This is a genomic window from Tardiphaga sp. 839_C3_N1_4 (genome assembly GCF_051811045.1).
In the GTDB taxonomy this organism is placed as follows: domain Bacteria; phylum Pseudomonadota; class Alphaproteobacteria; order Rhizobiales; family Xanthobacteraceae; genus Tardiphaga.
Map to the genome: position 1 here is coordinate 4,877,433 of NZ_JBPWQD010000001.1, position 17,320 is coordinate 4,894,752.

Annotated in this window: 13 protein-coding genes; 6 read left to right on the forward strand and 7 right to left on the reverse strand. The window is 62.9% G+C overall.

The annotated features are described in order from the left end of the window. The first annotated feature begins 26 nt into the window (after nt 1-26). Nucleotides 27-389: a CsbD family protein gene (locus AB8A38_RS23360; RefSeq protein ID WP_439087591.1), complete on the forward strand. Its 363-nt coding sequence runs from the start codon at nt 27-29 to the stop codon at nt 387-389. Between the two features lie 157 nt (nt 390-546). On the opposite strand, the gene AB8A38_RS23365 is transcribed toward AB8A38_RS23360, so the two are convergent. The 3 genes from AB8A38_RS23365 to AB8A38_RS23375 all read right to left on the reverse strand — a co-directional run bounded on the left by AB8A38_RS23365 (nt 547) and on the right by AB8A38_RS23375 (nt 3,923). After that, the gene (locus AB8A38_RS23365; protein ID WP_439087592.1) at nt 547-2,232 is read right to left on the reverse strand and encodes an SGNH/GDSL hydrolase family protein; all 1,686 of its coding nucleotides are present in this window, start codon (nt 2,230-2,232) and stop codon (nt 547-549) included. Nucleotides 2,233-2,417: 185 nt separating this feature from the next. Further along, nucleotides 2,418-2,798 carry a DUF930 domain-containing protein gene (locus AB8A38_RS23370; protein ID WP_093757198.1) on the reverse strand — a complete coding sequence of 127 codons (381 nt, stop codon included), beginning with the start codon at nt 2,796-2,798 and terminating at the stop codon, nt 2,418-2,420. 615 nt (nt 2,799-3,413) lie between these two features. Next, the gene (locus AB8A38_RS23375) at nt 3,414-3,923 is read right to left on the reverse strand and encodes a hypothetical protein (RefSeq protein ID WP_439087593.1); all 510 of its coding nucleotides are present in this window, start codon (nt 3,921-3,923) and stop codon (nt 3,414-3,416) included. A gap of 742 nt (nt 3,924-4,665) precedes the next feature. On the opposite strand from AB8A38_RS23375, the gene AB8A38_RS23380 reads away from it, so the two are divergent. After that, entirely contained in the window at nt 4,666-5,364 is a 699-nt protein-coding gene (locus AB8A38_RS23380) for a DNA topology modulation protein FlaR (protein WP_439087594.1), read from the forward strand. 99 nt (nt 5,365-5,463) lie between these two features. Here AB8A38_RS23380 and AB8A38_RS23385 read toward each other — a convergent pair whose 3' ends face one another. Together AB8A38_RS23385 and gltB are read right to left on the reverse strand one after the other, a co-directional pair. After that, entirely contained in the window at nt 5,464-6,921 is a 1,458-nt protein-coding gene (locus AB8A38_RS23385; protein WP_439087595.1) for a glutamate synthase subunit beta, read from the reverse strand. A 130-nt stretch (nt 6,922-7,051) separates the two neighbouring features. Then, the gene (gltB, locus tag AB8A38_RS23390) at nt 7,052-11,809 is read right to left on the reverse strand and encodes a glutamate synthase large subunit (protein ID WP_439087596.1); all 4,758 of its coding nucleotides are present in this window, start codon (nt 11,807-11,809) and stop codon (nt 7,052-7,054) included. Nucleotides 11,810-12,363: 554 nt separating this feature from the next. On the opposite strand from gltB, the gene AB8A38_RS23395 reads away from it, so the two are divergent. Beyond that, complete coding sequence (locus tag AB8A38_RS23395; RefSeq protein WP_439087597.1) at nt 12,364-13,209, forward strand: hypothetical protein; 846 nt, start codon at nt 12,364-12,366, stop codon at nt 13,207-13,209. A gap of 93 nt (nt 13,210-13,302) precedes the next feature. Here AB8A38_RS23395 and AB8A38_RS23400 read toward each other — a convergent pair whose 3' ends face one another. After that, nucleotides 13,303-13,779: an Hsp20 family protein gene (locus AB8A38_RS23400; RefSeq protein WP_068730352.1), complete on the reverse strand. Its 477-nt coding sequence runs from the start codon at nt 13,777-13,779 to the stop codon at nt 13,303-13,305. 199 nt (nt 13,780-13,978) lie between these two features. On the opposite strand from AB8A38_RS23400, the gene AB8A38_RS23405 reads away from it, so the two are divergent. Both AB8A38_RS23405 and AB8A38_RS23410 read left to right on the forward strand, forming a co-directional pair. Beyond that, nucleotides 13,979-14,926, forward strand: coding sequence for an alpha/beta fold hydrolase (locus AB8A38_RS23405; RefSeq protein WP_439087598.1), 948 nt, complete (start codon nt 13,979-13,981; stop codon nt 14,924-14,926). A gap of 12 nt (nt 14,927-14,938) precedes the next feature. Further along, nucleotides 14,939-15,577 carry a LysE family translocator gene (locus AB8A38_RS23410; protein WP_439087599.1) on the forward strand — a complete coding sequence of 213 codons (639 nt, stop codon included), beginning with the start codon at nt 14,939-14,941 and terminating at the stop codon, nt 15,575-15,577. On the opposite strand, the gene AB8A38_RS23415 is transcribed toward AB8A38_RS23410, so the two are convergent. After that, nucleotides 15,578-16,330 (reverse strand): sulfite exporter TauE/SafE family protein, encoded by a 753-nt coding sequence (locus AB8A38_RS23415; RefSeq protein ID WP_315843911.1) that lies wholly within the window; start codon nt 16,328-16,330, stop codon nt 15,578-15,580. 94 nt (nt 16,331-16,424) lie between these two features. On the opposite strand from AB8A38_RS23415, the gene AB8A38_RS23420 reads away from it, so the two are divergent. Beyond that, a complete protein-coding gene (locus AB8A38_RS23420) occupies nt 16,425-17,318 on the forward strand; it encodes a LysR substrate-binding domain-containing protein (protein ID WP_439087600.1) in 894 nt (297 codons plus the stop codon). Nucleotides 17,319-17,320 lie beyond the last annotated feature (2 nt).

Genomic DNA, 17,320 nt, shown 5'->3' on the forward strand with positions numbered 1-17,320 from the left:
GAGAATTTCCTCACGGAGTAATGGACATGGACAAGGACCGTATTGCGGGCGCAGCCAAGGATGCGGCCGGCAAGGTTGAAGGTGTGATCGGCCGAGCCACGGGCGACGAGCGGACAGAAGCCTCGGGCCGCGCGCGCGAAGCGACGGGCACCGTGCAGAACCTGTACGGCCAGGCCAAGGATGCCGTGCGCGACGCGTCTGACGCGGCCACCAGCTATGCCAAGGATGCGCTCGACAGCGACGTCTATCGCGACGGCACGCAGGCGATCACCGACAAGGTCCGCGAGAATCCGCTGGGCTCGATGTTGATCGCAGGCGGGATTGGCTTTGCGCTGGCGATGTTGATGACGCGTCCGCCGCGCCGCCGTCCAAACCGTTTCGGTTATTGATAGCAGATCGCGGCTGACATAACGGACGCCGCAGAAGCGTCAGCAGCCGCATCTAAGAAAACGTCCAAGAAAATACCCAGAAGCAAAAATCCCTCAGCCTGCAAAGGCTGAGGGATTTTTTTGAATCTGAAATTTCGCGGCGGAATTTTTCGCGCGATTAGCGCGTGAAGAAACCAGAGGGGGCGGAGGCGGCGGGGCCGACATTGGCCGGCGGACGCGGGCCGGGTGCCTGGGCCGGGCGGGGGCGCTGGGGCGCCTGCTGGACGGGCGCGCGGCGCGGCGCGTCGTCGAAGCCAAAGAAACTACCAAAGGACGACGGCGCTTCGGTGGCGATGACGGGCTTCGGTTTTTTCTTCAGAGCCGCCGGCGGCGCCATCACGGGGACGATTCCATCCGGCCCTGTCGCTGCAGCGGTGCCGCTCGTGCCTGAGGTAGCAGGTGTGGCCGCAGCCACGGGAACGTCGCCCTTGGCTTGTTCGCGGCCGATCTCGCGGCGCGGCCAGGCGAAGTCGTCGGCGCGGCCGGCGGGCGCAGCGAGCGGCTCGCCCTTCACCAGCACGCGCGCCACCAATGCATCGACGCTCACCGGCTTCACGCCGGGGCCGCCGAGCAGTTGATCGGTGCCGACGGAGGAGGCGACCAATGGCACGATGGGGCCGGCAAGCGGACGCGGCGCCGGCGCGCCGGGCACGGCATTGAGGTCCGGCGTCGCAGGCTCGCTCGGCAGCGCGATCGGCGCGGAGCGGCCGGAGAGCAGGCGGGTGATCTCGCGCTCGACGTAATGCGCCATCTTGCGGGCGCCGGCCTTGGAGAAATAAACGCCGTCGGCCGAGCGCAGCCGGCGGATCTGGCCTTCGAAATCCGGGCCCTGCTGCAGGAAGCGGCCGGCCTCGTCGACGAAGCCGTCCCAGATATCGACATAGGTGATGCCGGCCTTGGTCGCGGCGTCGCGATAGAGATTGTCGAGATAGAGCATGTCGGCGGTCGCCTTGGTGCCGCGCACCGCCGGCAGGCCGACCCACAGCACGGGCACGCCCTTCGCCTTCACGACGTTGATCATCTCCTCGATCTTCTTCGAGTAGAGCTCGCCCCAGCGCTCGTCGCGGAAATAGACCATGCCGCCGGTGCGCGCACCGCGCTCGGTGACGATCGAACCGGGATCGGGAATATCCGCATCGTCGGCTTCGGGCTCGGCCGGCTTGTCGCCGGGCTTCACTTCCGCGGCGCTGTCTTTCTTCTCGTCCTTCTTGGCGCCCTTCTTTTCGGCCGCCTTGTCTGGTTCGCGGATCGCGACACGGTCATTGAGGCCGAGCATGATGACAATGGCATCGGGCTTCTCGGTGGCGAGAATGCCCTTGGCCGCCGCGGCCCAATCCGCGGGATCGCCCTTCGGCTGATAGCGCAGCAGGCCGGAGACGGTCTTGTGCTTGCGGATCACGCCCATGTCGGGCTGTTCGGCATAGGCGTCCTCGAGGCCGTAAGCGAGCCAGTCGGCCATGCTGTCGCCGAGCACCAGCACGTTGCGCTCGGCCGGGGCGTCGCGTTTTTCCGGCGATGGTGCGCGTGAATAGTCCTCGCGCGGAGCGGCCCGCTTCGGCGCCTGTTGTTGTTGGAACGGCGCGAAAAACGGACTGTCATTGCCGCCGCCGAACCAGCCGAAGCCGCCACCGCCGCCCTGCGGCACATTGCGCTGCGGACGCGGCGGAGGTTGCTGCGGACCGCCGAAACCGAAAAATTGCGCCGACGCGGGAGCCACGATGCCGATCAGCAGGCCCAATGCCACGGCAAGCACCATCAGCGTGCCCTTTTCGGCACGCCAGTGATCGATCCGCCATCTCGGCATATTGGGCTTCTGTGACATGCGCCTCGACCGCAATCGCAGGGTCCGCAGACCCGGGTTCCCGCTCGACATACTACCGGATTCGGGCCGCAAGCGGGCAGCCGCGATCCCGCCATCAAGCGCCGCCCGGCGTTAACGTCAAGCAAATCCCGGAACTTTTAGCGGCAGGGTGAACGGCGAGGCCTGGATTACTTCCAGAGCCCCAAAGACTGCCATTTGGCGGGCGGAATGACCGTTCCCGTCTTGTAGGTGAAATCCAGCACCGTCTTGTGGTCCGGCGTCGCCTTGCAGGTGAAGGCGACCTGCATCCATTTGCCGCCCGCACGATAGGCGCCGCCCTTGGCGATCAGCGTGTTGCCGAGATGCTGCGGCGGCACCAGCGCGTCGGATTTGGCGCGCTCGACGCGCGGGCCGCCCTTGCTGATCCGGCGCATCGCTTCGAAATCGCAGACCTGTTCCAGCCGGGTCTTTGGATCGAGCTTGCCGAGGGCAGCCATGAAGCGGGCATCGCTGGCATGCGCCTGTGTGACAAGCGCCACCAGGCCGAGCGGAATAAGCAGGAATTTCATGCGGGAAGGGACAACACGTTTGGAAGGACGAACCGGCGGGATGACATTCGCTTAGCGTGTCCGGAGGTTGCTGACTACCCACCCAGAGATGCGCCGCGCGCCCGGTCGCGCTGTGCGAGTCTTTGTACTGTTCTGGATGACGTCATGCTCCGGATGATGCGCGCACGCGCCGTCTGCCCCGCGCCGCCGCGCAAGTTGGCCTTTCGGTGGTCCCCCCTTTGATGTGAGGGGGATGAAGCGCCGAAAGGCGCAACTTTGTAGTCAGTGGCGCGTCCCGTCGGCTGCCTGCGACAGCGACCCTTGGTGGGCGCACGCCTTTCGGCGCTCCATCGCGGCTTTTCTGTTCCCGGGGCCGTGCTTCCGGGTACTGGGTACGGGCATCGTGCCCGTCATCCGGCCGACTTTCGCCAGCCTTCACCCGCACCCGTCCAGCCGCAAGCGGCAGAGCCCCGTAGTGGGCCCGGACGGCTACCCAGGACCTCCCGAGTCCGTGCTTGCGAGGCACGTCCGCGGGCGCCGCACCCTGTCCCACCTCCAAAGACGCCCTCGAGAAGCGCCCCTCGTTGGACAGGGTGAGGGGAATATAATCTTAGCCGATGAGGGAGTCAAGAAGGATTATGGGCTGGCAGCAATTAACGCGGCCTTCTTGAAGTCGACGAGCCGCTCGTCCTTTTGAAACGCCCGGGCTTCCTCTCCCTTCGATGAGGCAACAACAGAGAACAATACAAAGCCGCCCTTCTTTCGAGAGACAATGAAGTACTGAGACAATCGCACACCGTCAGAGTCTTCGCAGGATGAGAATCCCCGAAAAACGACTTCGCTGTCCACAAGTTCGCTAGTTCTTCCAGAAGCGAACTTTGCCTTACAATCCTTGGCGTCATTAGCAACGATGGTTGAGGCTACGTCCAATCCCCTGACGCCATCTTGTGCCGGTACGATTTTGACAAATCCTGCGGCCTCATCCGAACGCCAAGCTGCTCCATAGGAAGCCAATGAAACTGGTGTTTCTGACCTAGTAAGAACTTTTGGATTCCGGAGTGCGCTTTTCAATATGAAATTCGAGGCTAATTCTATGGCTTCGATCTGTATTTCTGGAGGTGTGCTTGTGCTCGTATCGACCCTCATACTTCCGCCTACTGACGGAGTTTGAGAAGTCGGCACAGAGGCTACTTTCGGGGGCAAGAAATCGATGGCTGCAGTAATGCCGCCTTTGTTGACTGTCGTTACGCAGTTTACGAGGGCAGGAAGTAAAGCCCCTGTCGATCTTAGATCAAATTGGAATAGCTGTCCCTGAGTGAACGCCGATAGTGTCTTAGACCTTCTGAATTGGGCGATTAGCGACGAGTTGTCCGGCATAGGCACAACAACAAGTGTGTCCGAGATTGCGGCGCCATTGACATTGAATGGCGAACGGCCGTCGAAGGTTAGGATGATAGGAAAAGCTTGTCCCGCGTTCAATCGCCACGAAGGGTGTATGAAAGCCAGATGCCAAGAAAACTTGGGATCCACCATAACGCCAAAGGTGATGCCACTCTTGTAAGGCGCGCTAGCTATGCAGCTACTAAATTGGCCAGTTTTGTCGTTAGTGAACGCCCCGCCGGTCCAGTTTCCAATCGAGATTGAACCATAGGGCCCACGCGCTTGTGCGGAGCTACAAACAAATGCTGCAAAGATGACAACCAATATCCGGAGCGAAGTGCTGTCTCCCTCAATAGGTCAAAGGTAGCGGTTTCCCTCGGGGTTGTCTTCCAAAAGCTACGCAACCTTGGAGGTAGCCGGGCACGCCCTTTGACTACTGTGCATGAGATGCAGCATTGGGGTGAGAAACACCGCTCCGTCTAATGTCAATTTAAATCCCGCAGTTCGAATGGGAGCACTCACATTGAAATGCGTCTTGATCGTCGGCTGTCCAGGCGCGGGAAAAAGCACGGCGGCTCGTGCGCTATCGGAGATCACAGGGCTGCCCGTGATCCATCTCGACCGCCACTACTGGCAGCCCGGTTGGCGCATGCCGGATGGCGATGTCTGGCGCGCGACGGTCGAGGCGTTGGCGGCTGAACCGCGCTGGATCATGGATGGCAACTACAGCGGCACACTCGTGTCGCGGCTGACGCAGGCGGACACGCTGATCCATCTGGATTATCCGACCGGGCTTTGCCTGTGGCGCGTTTTACGTCGGACGACGTTGGGATGGGGACGGGTGCGTGCGGATACGGGGCAGGGATGCCCGGAGCGTTTCAATGCAGAGTTTCTGCGTTTTGTCGTCAACTACAGACGTGACCAGCGGGCGCGTGACATGGCGCGGATGGCGGACTTTGCCGGCGAGGTGCATCGGTTTACAGGGCCGACAGAGTTGGCGGCGTTCATCGCGAGATGCCGGACTTTCACGGCAGCGAATGCGGCCGGTGAGTTTATTCTTGGGGCTGCTTGTTATGAGAAAATCGCTGCTGTCGAGGGCGTCGAACTGACGCTTGCGATGAAGCAGCGCTTCAGAGACGCAACGAAGACGAACGCTTCACCCGACGAGTACCGAAACACGATTATCGACGCTCATCGAAAGCCGTGATCTCGACCAATCCTGTGATCCTATTGTTGCGCTTGGTAAAATAAAAAGGGCTCCAACACTTACGTGCGGAGCCCCTATCATTCGATCTTGAGAGATCAATTACCTCGGCAGCGTCGTGGTCCCCATCAGCGCCTGATCGATCGCACGCGCGCACAAACGACCTTCGCGGATCGCCCAGACCACCAGTGACTGGCCGCGGCGCATGTCGCCGGCGGAGAACACCTTCGGCAGCGAGGTCGCGAAGTCCGTCGTTGCGGCGCGGACATTGCCGCGCTGGTCGAGATCGACGCCGAGGGTCTTCAGCATGCCTTCGTGGACGGGATGGACGAAGCCCATGGCCAGCAGCACGAGATCGGCCTGCAACGAAAATTCCGAGCCGGGGATCGGCTTGAACTTGTCGTCGACCTGCACGCAGTTCAGCTTGGTGACCTTGCCGTCCACACCTTCGAAGCTCTGGGTCAGCACGGCGAATTCGCGCTTGGCGCCTTCGGCCTGGCTCGATGAGGTCCGCATCTTCAGCGGCCAGTTCGGCCAGGTCAGGCCCTTGTTCTCATGCTCGGGCGGAGCCGGCATGATTTCGAGCTGGGTCACCGACAGCGCGCCTTGACGCAGGCTGGTGCCGATGCAGTCGGAACCGGTGTCGCCGCCGCCGATGACGACGACATGCTTGCCACCGGCCAGGATCTCCTTGACGTCGCCGAGCGGTTCGTTGCCGACGCGGCGATTCTGCTGCGGCAGGAAATCCATCGCAAAATGGATGCCGTCGAATTCGCGGCCGGGGATCGGCAGGTCGCGGCCGTGCTCGGCGCCGCCGGTCAGCGCGATGGCTTCATATTCCTTCAGGAGCTCGGCGGGGTCGATGGCGCCGGGCGACGTACCGCCAACAGCCTTGCCGTAATGGAAGGTGACACCTTCGCCTTCCATCTGCGCGACGCGGCGATCAATGATGTGCTTTTCCATCTTGAAGTCGGGAATGCCGTAACGCATCAAGCCGCCGGCCTTGGCGAACTTCTCATAGACATGGACGTCGTGTCCGGCGCGCGCGAGCTGCTGCGCGCAGGCCAGGCCGGCCGGGCCGGCACCGATCACGGCGACCTTGCGGCCGGTCTTCACGGCGGAGACCTGCGGCTTCAGCCAGCCATTGTCCCATGCCTTGTCGACGATGGCGCATTCGATGGTCTTGATGGTGACCGGGTTGTCATCGATGTTCAGCGTGCAGGACGCTTCGCACGGCGCCGGGCAGATGCGGCCGGTGAATTCCGGGAAGTTGTTGGTCGAGTGCAGGTTGCGCGAGGCTTCTTCCCAGTTGCCGGTGTAGACGAGGTCGTTCCAGTCCGGGATCTGGTTGTTGACCGGGCAGCCGGGCGTGCCGGGCTGAACCGAGCCGGTGCCGTGGCAATAGGGAATGCCGCAATTCATGCAGCGCGCGGCCTGATCGCGGGTGTCTTTCTCGCTGAGCGGAATGACGAACTCGTTATAGCCCTTCAGGCGCTCGGTAACCGGCGCGTACTTGCGGTCGTGACGATCGATTTCCAGAAAACCCGTGATCTTGCCCATTACAACTGACGCCTCTGCAGTCTGTCCCACCGTCATCCCGAGCGTTACGCATTGGCGCGCCTCGAAGGATGATTTGCTTGTTTCGATCTCAGTCCCGCCGCCTGATGAGGGCGGCGGTTCAGTCCGTGTCTTACGCGCCGATCGCTATCTGCGGTTCGGCCTCGGCGCTTTTTGCTTTCAACTCGCGCAGCGCGCGGCGGTACTCGACCGGCATCACCTTGCGGAATTTCGGCAGCCAGGTTTTCCAGTCCGCGAGGATCATCGCAGCCTTGGCCGAGCCGGCATATTTCGCGTGACGCGTGATCAGCACATGCAGGCGCTCGATATCGGAGTCGAGCAGATTGGCGAACACGTCAACCTTGCCATGGGCTTCGAGATCGCCGGAGTGGTGATAGGTGTTCTCGGCGATCATCTCTTCCGAGAGGACCGGTTCGAGTTCGACCATCGCCATGTTGCACAGCTTCGGGAAGTCGCCGGTTTCGTCGAGCACATAAGCCACGCCGCCGGACATGCCGGCTGCGAAGTTACGGCCGGTCTTGCCCAGCACCACGACGATGCCGCCGGTCATGTATTCGCAGCAATGATCGCCGGCGCCTTCGACGACGGCCACAGCGCCCGAGTTACGCACGGCGAAACGCTCGCCGGCGACGCCGCGGAAGTAGCACTCGCCCTCGATCGCGCCATACATCACGGTGTTGCCGACGATGATCGACTCTTCGGGCACGATGGCGGAGTGCGCCGGCGGACGGACGATGATCTTGCCACCCGAAAGGCCCTTGCCGACATAGTCGTTGCCTTCGCCTTCGAGATCGAAGGTGATGCCCTTGCACAGCCAGGCGCCGAAGGCCTGACCGGCGGTGCCCTTCAGCGACACCTTGATGGTGTCGTCGGGCAGGCCAGCATGGCCGTAGATCTTGGCTACCGAGCCCGCCAGCATGGCGCCGGCAGAACGGTTGGTGCTGTTGATCTTGGTGTCGATCTTCACCGGCGCGCCGCGGTCGAGCGCGGGCTGCGCCTGCTTGATCAACTCGCGATCAAGCACGGCTTCCAGGTGATGGTCCTGATCCTCGGTGTGATAGATCTTCTGGCCGGGCAGTTCGGGCTGGCGCACGAACAGCTTGGAGAAGTCGAGACCCTTGGCCTTCCAGTGCGACACGAGGGCCGACTGGTCGAGCATCTGCACCTGGCCGACCATCTCGTCGAAGTTGCGATAGCCGAGCTGGGCCATGATCTCGCGGACTTCCTCGGCGACGAAGAAGAAGTAGTTGATGACGTGCTCGGGCTGGCCGGTGAAGCGCTTGCGCAGCACCGGATCCTGGGTGGCGACGCCAACCGGGCAGGTGTTGAGATGGCACTTGCGCATCATGATGCAGCCGGCAGCAATCAAGGGCGCGGTGGCGAAGCCGAATTCGTCGGCGCCGAGGAGCGCGCCGATGACGACGTCGCGGCCGGTGCGGAAGCCGCCGTCAACCTGGACGATGATGCGGCTACGCAGCCGTTCACGCACGAGGGTCTGGTGGGTTTCGGCAAGACCGATTTCCCACGGCGAACCCGCATGCTTGATCGAGGTCAGCGGCGATGCGCCGGTGCCGCCTTCGAAGCCGGCGATGGTCACATGATCCGCGCGCGCCTTGGCGACGCCCGCGGCGACTGTACCGACGCCGATTTCCGACACCAGCTTGACCGAGACCTGGCCCGTCGGATTGACGTTCTTGAGGTCGTAGATCAGCTGCGCGATGTCTTCGATCGAATAGATGTCGTGATGCGGCGGCGGCGAAATGAGGCCGACGCCCGGGGTCGAGTGACGCACGGCAGCAATCGTCGCGTCGACCTTGTGGCCGGGCAGCTGACCGCCTTCGCCGGGCTTAGCGCCCTGCGCCATCTTGATCTGCATCATGTCGGAATTGACGAGATATTCCGTGGTGACGCCAAACCGTCCCGACGCGACCTGCTTGATCGCCGAACGCATGCTGTCGCCATTCGGCATCGGCTTGTAGCGATCCGACTCCTCGCCGCCTTCGCCGGTGTTCGACTTGCCGCCGATCCGGTTCATGGCAATGGCCAGCGTCGTATGCGCCTCGCGTGAGATCGAGCCGTAGGACATGGCGCCGGTGGCGAAGCGCTTGACGATGTCCGCGGCGGATTCGACTTCCTCGAGCGGCACAGGCTTGCGCTTCTCGTCTTCGGCCGTCTTGATCTTGAACAGGCCGCGCAGCGTCAGCAGACGCTCCGACTGTTCGTTGAGGATCTTGGCGAAGGCGCGATAACGCTCCTGCGAGTTGCCGCGCACGGCATGCTGCAGCAGCGATACCGACTCGGCGTTCCACGCATGATCTTCGCCGCGGCTGCGATAGGCGTATTCGCCGCCGACATCGAGCGCCGTCTTGTAGATCTCGATCTCGCCGAACGCCTCGTTATGGCGACGCACGGTCTCCTCGGCGATTTCGGCGAGGCCGACGCCTTCGATCTTGGTGTGGGTGCCCGTGAAGTACTTGGTGACGAATTCCTGACGCAGGCCGACGGCGTCGAAGATCTGCGCGCCGCAATAGGACTGGTAGGTCGAGATGCCCATCTTCGACATGACCTTGAGCAGGCCCTTGCCGATCGACTTGATGAAGCGCTTGACGATTTCGTAGTCGTCGAGCTGCACCGGCAGCCGGTCCTTCATGGCGATGATGGATTCGAACGCCAGGTACGGGTTGATCGCTTCGGCGCCATAACCGGCGAGGCAGGCGAAGTGATGCACTTCGCGCGGTTCGCCGGATTCGACGACCAGGCCGACCGAGGTGCGCAGGCCGGTACGGATCAGGTGGTGATGCACTGAGGCGCAAGCCAGCAGCGACGGGATCGGGATGCGATCCGAGCCGGCCATGCGGTCGGACAGGATGATGATGTTGACGCCTTCACGCACGGCGGCTTCGGCGCGGGCGCAGAGCTCATCCAGCACCTGCTCCATACCCGCCGCGCCGAAACCGGCATGGAAGGTGGTGTCGAGGGTGCGCGAGACAAAGTGCGACTCGGCGACATCGGTGATCGAGCGGATCTTCTCGAGGTCCTGGTCCGTCAGGATCGGCTGACGCACTTCGAGACGCTTGGTGGTGGCAACGCCCTGCAGGTCGAACAGGTTCGGCCGCGGTCCGATGATCGAGACGAGGCTCATGACGAGCTCTTCGCGGATCGGATCGATCGGCGGGTTGGTCACCTGCGCGAAGTTCTGCTTGAAATAGGTGAACAGCGGCTTCGGCTTGCTCGATAGCGCCGAGATCGGCGTGTCGGTGCCCATGGAGCCCGACGCTTCCTCGCCCTGCGACGCCATCGGCGTCAGCAGGATGGTGACGTCTTCCTGGGTGTAGCCAAAGGCCTGCTGGCGATCGAGCAGCGGCAGGTTGGAGCGCTGGCCCTTGGCCGCCGCGTCCGGGAGCTCTTCCAGAACGATCTGGGTGTGTTCGAGCCACTCGCTATAGGGATGACTTGCAGCCAGCGTCGCCTTGATCTCGTCGTCAGGGATCAGACGGCCCTGGACGAGGTCCACCAGCAGCATCTTGCCGGGCTGCAGGCGCCACTTGGTGATGATGTCTTCTTCCGGAATCGCCAGCACGCCCATTTCGGACGCCATCACGATGCGGTCGTCCTTGGTGACGAGATAACGTGCGGGGCGCAGACCGTTGCGGTCCAGCGTCGCGCCGATCTGGCGACCGTCGGTGAAAGCGAGCGCAGCAGGACCGTCCCACGGCTCCATCATCGCGGCGTGATATTCGTAGAAGGCGCGGCGCTGCTCATCCATCAAGGGATTGCCGGCCCAGGCTTCCGGAATCATCATCATCACGGCGTGGGGCAGCGAGTAGCCACCCTGCACCAGGAATTCGAGCGCGTTGTCGAAGCAGGCGGTGTCCGACTGACCTTCATAGGAGATCGGCCACAGACGGCTGATGTCCTTGCCATAGAGTTCGGACTCGATGGACGCCTGACGCGCCGCCATCCAGTTGACGTTGCCGCGCAGCGTGTTGATTTCGCCGTTATGCGCGACCATGCGGTACGGATGCGCCAGCGACCAGGTCGGGAAGGTGTTCGTCGAGAAGCGCTGATGCACCAGCGCCAGCGCGCTTTCGAAATCCTCTTCGTGCAGGTCGGCATAGTAGCTGCCGAGCTGATCGGCGAGGAACATGCCCTTGTAGATGATCGTGCGGCACGACATCGAGCAGGGGTAATAGCCGGCGAGGCCGCGCTCGCGGCGCTGATAGATCGCCTGCGAGATCGACTTGCGGAGAATGTAGAGCCGGCGCTCGAATTCGTCCTCGTCGGCGATCTTGGCTTTGCCGATGCCGATGAAGACCTGCATGTTGGCAGGCTCGGTCGGCTTCACGCTCTCACCGAGCGAGGCGTTGTCGGTGGGTACGTCGCGCCAGCCGAGCAGCTTCAGGCCTTCGGCCTTGATCTGGTCGCCGATGATGCCCTGAATGACTTTCCGCCACGCGGTATCACGCGGCATGAACAGCGCGCCGATGGCGTATTTGCCAGGCTCCGGCAGGCTGAAGCCGAGTTCCGCAGTCTTGCGGACGAAGAACTTGTGCGGGATCTGCACCAGAATACCGGCGCCGTCGCCAAAGCGTGGATCTGCGCCGGTGGCGCCGCGGTGCTCGAGGTTACAGAGGATGCTGATCGCGTCAGACACGATCTGATGCGACTTGCGGCCCTTGATGTTGGCAATGAAGCCGACGCCGCAGGCGTCCTTTTCCTGCGACGGGTCATAGAGACCCAGCGCCGGCGGACGGTAGGTATGGAGTTCCGGTTTGATGGCGGCGTCTTTCACGTGAGCCGATTTGATAGCCGGGGCCGCCGAATGCGTGCCGGTTTCGATCAATTGGCGCTCGTGCTCTGATCCGCTCATCTTCGTCCTCTCAACCCCCGTCGGGGTTCTGCCACCCTTGTCGGCGCACCTTTGACGCTCGCGGAACCCGTTCGGGCTACCGCTCGCGCGCCTTGCGAGCCTCGTTTTCAGAATTCAGACTGGTGGTGCCCATCGTCCCCGGCGGCCACCCCATGTCTTGCCTTAAAGGCATTTCGTCTCAGCAGGCGTGTTTTTTAGTCCCGACGCCTGCTTATGTTGCAAACCCTGTGCCGGATTTGCCACCAAAAATTGCGACAGTGATGCTGTCCTAACCAGGACTTTGCCAAATTTTTATCTAGCACACAAGCGCGCTTGAGTCCGTCGTCGCATAGCAACAACGCATGCCAAATTGTCCATGTCTCGAAGACACATTCAGCCCGGAGGTGCCGCGTTCCGGCCAAAGGCTGGCCCAAGGGCTGCCGGATTCAGCGGTGAGGTTGAGCACTGTCCGTTAACGCCTGTGGCAGCGGTGGTTGCTGCAGCGGGACGGATGAGAGCGAGAGGTTCAGGGAGCTGAACACACTCCGGGCGCGGGGGCGTCGAAGGAGCATGCAATGAAGGTACTTGTGGGATGTCTGGCCTCGGCCGGTCTGTTGCTGGCGAGTGGCGCTGCACAGGCGCAGGCGCTGCCGCCGATGCGCGGCGACGTTGCCGCTGTGGCGCAGGTATCGGATGTAGGCGGTCCCTATGCGGCCATGCCGCCCGTGGAATATGCGGAGCCGCGCCCCTACGGCGTTTTGCGCCGGGGCTATGATCTGGCTGTGCTGCCGCTGCGGGAGGTCTATTCGATCCTGCGCGAGGCCGGCTTCTCTGCCCTCGGCATGCCGCAGCAACGCGGCCTCATCTACACGGTCTCGGCGATCGACCTCAACGGCGAGGACGGCCGGTTGGTGATCGATGCGCGTAGCGGGCGGATCCTGCGCTTCATTCCCGCCTACCGCATGGGCGACCGGATGAGCGAGGAAATCGACACGCGCTACGGCCCGCAAGGCGCGGTGCCGACGCTGCCGCAATATCGCCGCCCGCCGTTTACAGCCGGGACGGCAACGCCCGCACCGAAAGTCGCAAGCCGTGCAACGACAGTGCCGCTGCCGAAGCGGCCACCGGTGCGCGCGGTTGCGGCACCGGCCAAGCCTGTCACTCCGGCCGAGACCAAGCCGGTCGCAGTCAAACCACCTGAAACGCCGCCGGCTGCGGCGCCCGTGCAGCAATCGGCTGTGACTGAGCAGAAGCCGGCTGAGACGAAACCGCCGGAGACGACGGGTGCTGCGCCGTCGACTTCTACTGCCTCGAAGCCGGAGGCCGCAGCACCGACGGTTCCGCCTCCCGCGACGGAAGCAAAGCCTGCAGAGTCCAGCAAGCCTGCGGACACTCCTCCGCCCGTTCAGGGCATGGAATAGTTTGTGCAGCGCTGCGCACAATAACAAAACGCCCCGGATTACTCCGGGGCGTTTCATTTACAGCTACACTTACTTTACTTCACAAAGTCGCGGTTACGCGGCGACTTTCTCGGCCGAGCCGTCGACCACCTGCGGCGCGCTCACGGCGCTGGTGGAAATCGGAATGCTGCGCGGTTTCTTGGCTTCCGGGATCTCGCGGACGAGGTCCACATGAAGCAGGCCGTTCTCGAGCGAGGCGTTCTTCACCTGCACGAAGTCGGCGAGCTGGAAGGCGCGTTCAAAGGCACGGGCGGCGATGCCGCGATAGAGCACTTCGGCCTTGCTGCCATTCTCGTTGGCAGCCTTCTCGCCCTTGATCGTCAGCGTGTTTTCCTTCGCGACGATGGAGAGCTCGTTCTGCGCAAAGCCGGAAACGGCGACACTGATACGGTACTCGTTCTCGCCGGTGCGCTCGATATTGTAGGGCGGATAGCCCGGCGCGGCGTCACCTGTGCTCTGATCGAGCAGATTGAACAGGCGGTCGAAACCGACGGTGGAACGATAAAACGGGGTGAGATCATAGCTACGCATTGGATAGTCCTCCATTGAGCGACTGTTGCAACAACCCGCCCGCCATAAGGGCCGGGCTTTCGTGTCATGCAGCCTAGAGAGGCCTGCACGAAGCTGATATGGGAGGGGTCTGGCGGCTCGCAAGGGGGGCCGAAAGATTCGCGCCGACCTGTCTCCCGCCCTTGAAATCCCGCGTTTTTCGCCTAACCGGTCCCCCGCCATGACGCTCGTCTCCATTCCCGCCAACCCCGTTCCCGAGGGTGCCGTGTCCGGCACCATCAAGACGCCGGACGGCGCTGAGCTACGTTTTGCGCGCTGGGCGCCGACGACCGGGCGCAAGGGCACGGTCTGCGTGTTCAGCGGGCGCGGCGAATATATCGAGAAGTATTTCGAGACCGTGCGCGACCTGCGCGACCGCGGCTTTGCCGTGGCCATGATCGACTGGCGTGGCCAGGGCCATTCGTCGCGGCAGTTGCGCGATGGCCGCAAGGGGTACGTGCGCAGCTTCTCGGATTTCGAGATCGACGTCGAAACTTTCGTGCAGCAGGTGGTGATGCCGGATTGCCCGCCGCCTTATTTCGCCCTGGCGCATTCCATGGGCGGCGCGGTGATGCTGCGTGTGGCGCATTCCGGCAAGCGCTGGTTCGATCGCATGGTACTGTCGGCGCCGATGATCGATCTGCCGGGCCGCTCGACCTCGCTGCCGGCGCGGTTGTTGTTGCGCGTCATGCGCTGGACCGGGCAGGGCGGCAACTACATTCCCGGCGGCAATGGCGAACTGGTCGGGACCTCGTCATTCCCCAATAACAAACTGACCAGCGATCCGGTGCGCTATGCGCGCAACGCGGCAATCCTCGAAGAGGACCCGACGCTCGGCATCGGCTCGCCGACGGTGGCCTGGGCCGATACGGCGATCCGTGGGATGCACGGCTTTCGCGAGGCCAGCTATCCCGTGAAGATCCGTCAGCCGATCCTGATGCTGGCGGCCAGCAACGACCAGGTGGTGTCGACGCCGGCCATCGAGGAATTCGCCTATCACCTGCGTGCCGGCTCTCATCTGGTAATCGCCGGCTCCCGTCACGAGATCCTGCAGGAACAGGATCGCTACCGGCAGCAATTCTGGGCGGCATTCGACGCATTCGTGCCGGGCACGCCGCTGTTCAAGTAACGAAAGCCACTCATGCTCGGTATCCACGGCCTCTGGCTCTTCATCCTCTCCGGCATCCTGCTCAACATCACGCCGGGACCGGACACGGCTTACATCGTCGGGCGCAGCGTCCAGATGGGCTGGCGCGGCGGCGTGGCGGCGGCGCTGGGGATCAGTGCGGGATGTCTGGTCCATGTGTTCGCCGCGGCGGTCGGATTGTCGGCGCTGCTAGCGGCCTCGTCCTATGCTTTCACCGCAGTGAAATGGATCGGCGCGGCCTATCTGCTTTACACCGGCGTGCAGATGCTGCGTGCGCGGGCATCGACAGTTGCGACGAACGACGCCGCGGAAAAGTCGCTGCTGTCGCTCCGGCAGGTGTTCTGGCAGGGCGTCTTCACGAACGCGCTGAACCCGAAGGTCGCGCTGTTCTTTCTCGCCTTCCTGCCGCAATTCGTCGACGTGGATGCGCCCAGCAAGGCGTTGGCTTTCATCGTACTTGGGCTGATCTTCATCAGCACGGGCACGATCTGGGGGCTCGGTACGGCCATTGTCGCTGCCAAAGCCGCCAGCCGCGTCCGACAATCCAGTCAGGCAATGGTGTGGATCAACCGCGCCCTCGGCGGCGTCTTCATCTATCTCGGCATCCGCGTGGCGATGCTGGAGACGCGTTAATTACTTCAGAATTTCCCACGTCTCGACGCCGGCCAGATAGACGCCGAGCAGCATCATCGCGATCAGGAACCAGCGGCGGAATTGGTCGGGATGCATCCGCATACGCACCATCTGGCCGATGAACATGCCGGCAAAGGCCATCACCATGGCAACGAGGCCCGACAGCGCTATGGAGGCATTCAGCAGACCGGCGCTGGAGAGGTTGAAGGCCTGTGCGAGAGTACAGACGGTGAAATAGACACCGAGCGCCTGGATCAGCTCGTCCTTTTCCATGCCGATCGACTGCATGAAGGGCATCGACGGGATCACCTGCACGCCGGTGGCGGCAGCGACGACACCGGTGATAAGGCCGACGACGCCGCCGACCCACCCTTCGTTCTGTTTTGCGACGCTTAGCTGGAATTTCACGAGGCTGATGGCACCATAGATCACCAGCAGGATGCCGAGCACGATGGTGCCGTAGCGTGCATAGGGGCCGGTCATCAGCCCGCCGCTGCTCCAAATACCGAAAGCGGTGCCGAGCATCAGCGGCCACAGCCGGCGGATGATGTCGCGCAGATAGCCGCCCACGAAGGTCTGCCAGATATTGGTGACGATCGCGGGGGCGATGACGATGGCCAGTGCCTGCACCGGGGGCATGGCGACGGCGAGCAGGCCCATCGAAACGGTCGGGAGGCCGAGGCCGATGACCCCTTTGACGAAGCCCGCAAGAGCGAAGACTGCGGCGATCAGAATGAGTGAGGAATCGAACATGATGCAGGCACATTGACCGATCGGATGGACAGGCACAATCTGGAGGTTACGGAGATTGCCTTCGTTTCTAACGAAGGCTGATGCGGAGAACGCCATGCATGCCGACCTTGTTGATCTCAGGCTGTTCGTCGCGGTGGCCGAGGCGCGCAGTATCACCGCGGGTGCTGCCGCTGCCAATCTGGCGCTGGCCTCGGCTAGTGCGAGGATCAAGGGACTGGAGGCGACAGTCGGCGTGCCGCTGTTGAAACGCGGGCGGCGCGGTGTCACGCTAACGGCGGCCGGCGAGAGCCTGCTCGGCCATGCCCGCATCGTCATGCAGAATGTCGAGACCATGCGCGGTGACATGGCGGCCTATGCCAATGGCATGAAGGCCAGCGTGTCGATGCTGGCCAATACAGTGGGGCTCTCCGAACATCTGCCGAAGGCGCTGGCGAGTTTCCTGCGCGAGCACCCCAATGTCAGCCTCGAGGTTGAGGAGCGCGAAAGCGCCGATATCGCGCAAGCGATTGCCGCCGGCATCGCCGATTTTGGCTTCGCGGCCGAACATACGCTGCCGGACAGTCTGGAACGTTTCACCTTCAACGAAGACCGGCTGATGTTGGTGACGGCGCCGCGCAGCGATCTCGCCAGCCGCCGTCACATCGATTTCCATCAGATCATCGACCGCGACTTTATCGGTCTCACCAATGCGACCGCGCTGCAGAACCACATCGGCAAATACGCAGCGAAGCTGGGCGCGCGACTGCGCTACCGGGCGCAGATGCGCGATTTCGATGCGATGTGCCAGATGGCGGCGGCGGGGGTCGGCATTGCGATTGTGCCGGAAGTTGCGGCACGGCGCTGCGCACGGTCGACGGCGCTGGCGCTGATCCGGATTCGCGATCCCTGGGCCAATCGAAGGCTGGCAATCTGCTTTCGCAGCCTGAAGACGTTATCCCGTCCCGCGCAGCAGATGATCGAGCATTTACGGGCTGCTGCGCGGGCGTAGCT

Coding starts and splice junctions, on each gene's coding strand:
- AB8A38_RS23415 (WP_315843911.1), bottom strand. CDS start 16,330: ATGTTCGATTCCTCACTCATTCTGATCGCCGCAGTCTTCGCTCTTGCG.
- AB8A38_RS23385 (WP_439087595.1), bottom strand. CDS start 6,921: ATGGGCAAGATCACGGGTTTTCTGGAAATCGATCGTCACGACCGCAAG.
- AB8A38_RS23405 (WP_439087598.1), top strand. CDS start 13,979: ATGACGCTCGTCTCCATTCCCGCCAACCCCGTTCCCGAGGGTGCCGTG.
- AB8A38_RS23410 (WP_439087599.1), top strand. CDS start 14,939: ATGCTCGGTATCCACGGCCTCTGGCTCTTCATCCTCTCCGGCATCCTG.
- AB8A38_RS23365 (WP_439087592.1), bottom strand. CDS start 2,232: ATGCCGAGATGGCGGATCGATCACTGGCGTGCCGAAAAGGGCACGCTG.
- gltB (WP_439087596.1), bottom strand. CDS start 11,809: ATGAGCGGATCAGAGCACGAGCGCCAATTGATCGAAACCGGCACGCAT.
- AB8A38_RS23395 (WP_439087597.1), top strand. CDS start 12,364: ATGAAGGTACTTGTGGGATGTCTGGCCTCGGCCGGTCTGTTGCTGGCG.
- AB8A38_RS23360 (WP_439087591.1), top strand. CDS start 27: ATGGACAAGGACCGTATTGCGGGCGCAGCCAAGGATGCGGCCGGCAAG.
- AB8A38_RS23375 (WP_439087593.1), bottom strand. CDS start 3,923: ATGAGGGTCGATACGAGCACAAGCACACCTCCAGAAATACAGATCGAA.
- AB8A38_RS23400 (WP_068730352.1), bottom strand. CDS start 13,779: ATGCGTAGCTATGATCTCACCCCGTTTTATCGTTCCACCGTCGGTTTC.
- AB8A38_RS23420 (WP_439087600.1), top strand. CDS start 16,425: ATGCATGCCGACCTTGTTGATCTCAGGCTGTTCGTCGCGGTGGCCGAG.
- AB8A38_RS23380 (WP_439087594.1), top strand. CDS start 4,666: ATGGGAGCACTCACATTGAAATGCGTCTTGATCGTCGGCTGTCCAGGC.
- AB8A38_RS23370 (WP_093757198.1), bottom strand. CDS start 2,798: ATGAAATTCCTGCTTATTCCGCTCGGCCTGGTGGCGCTTGTCACACAG.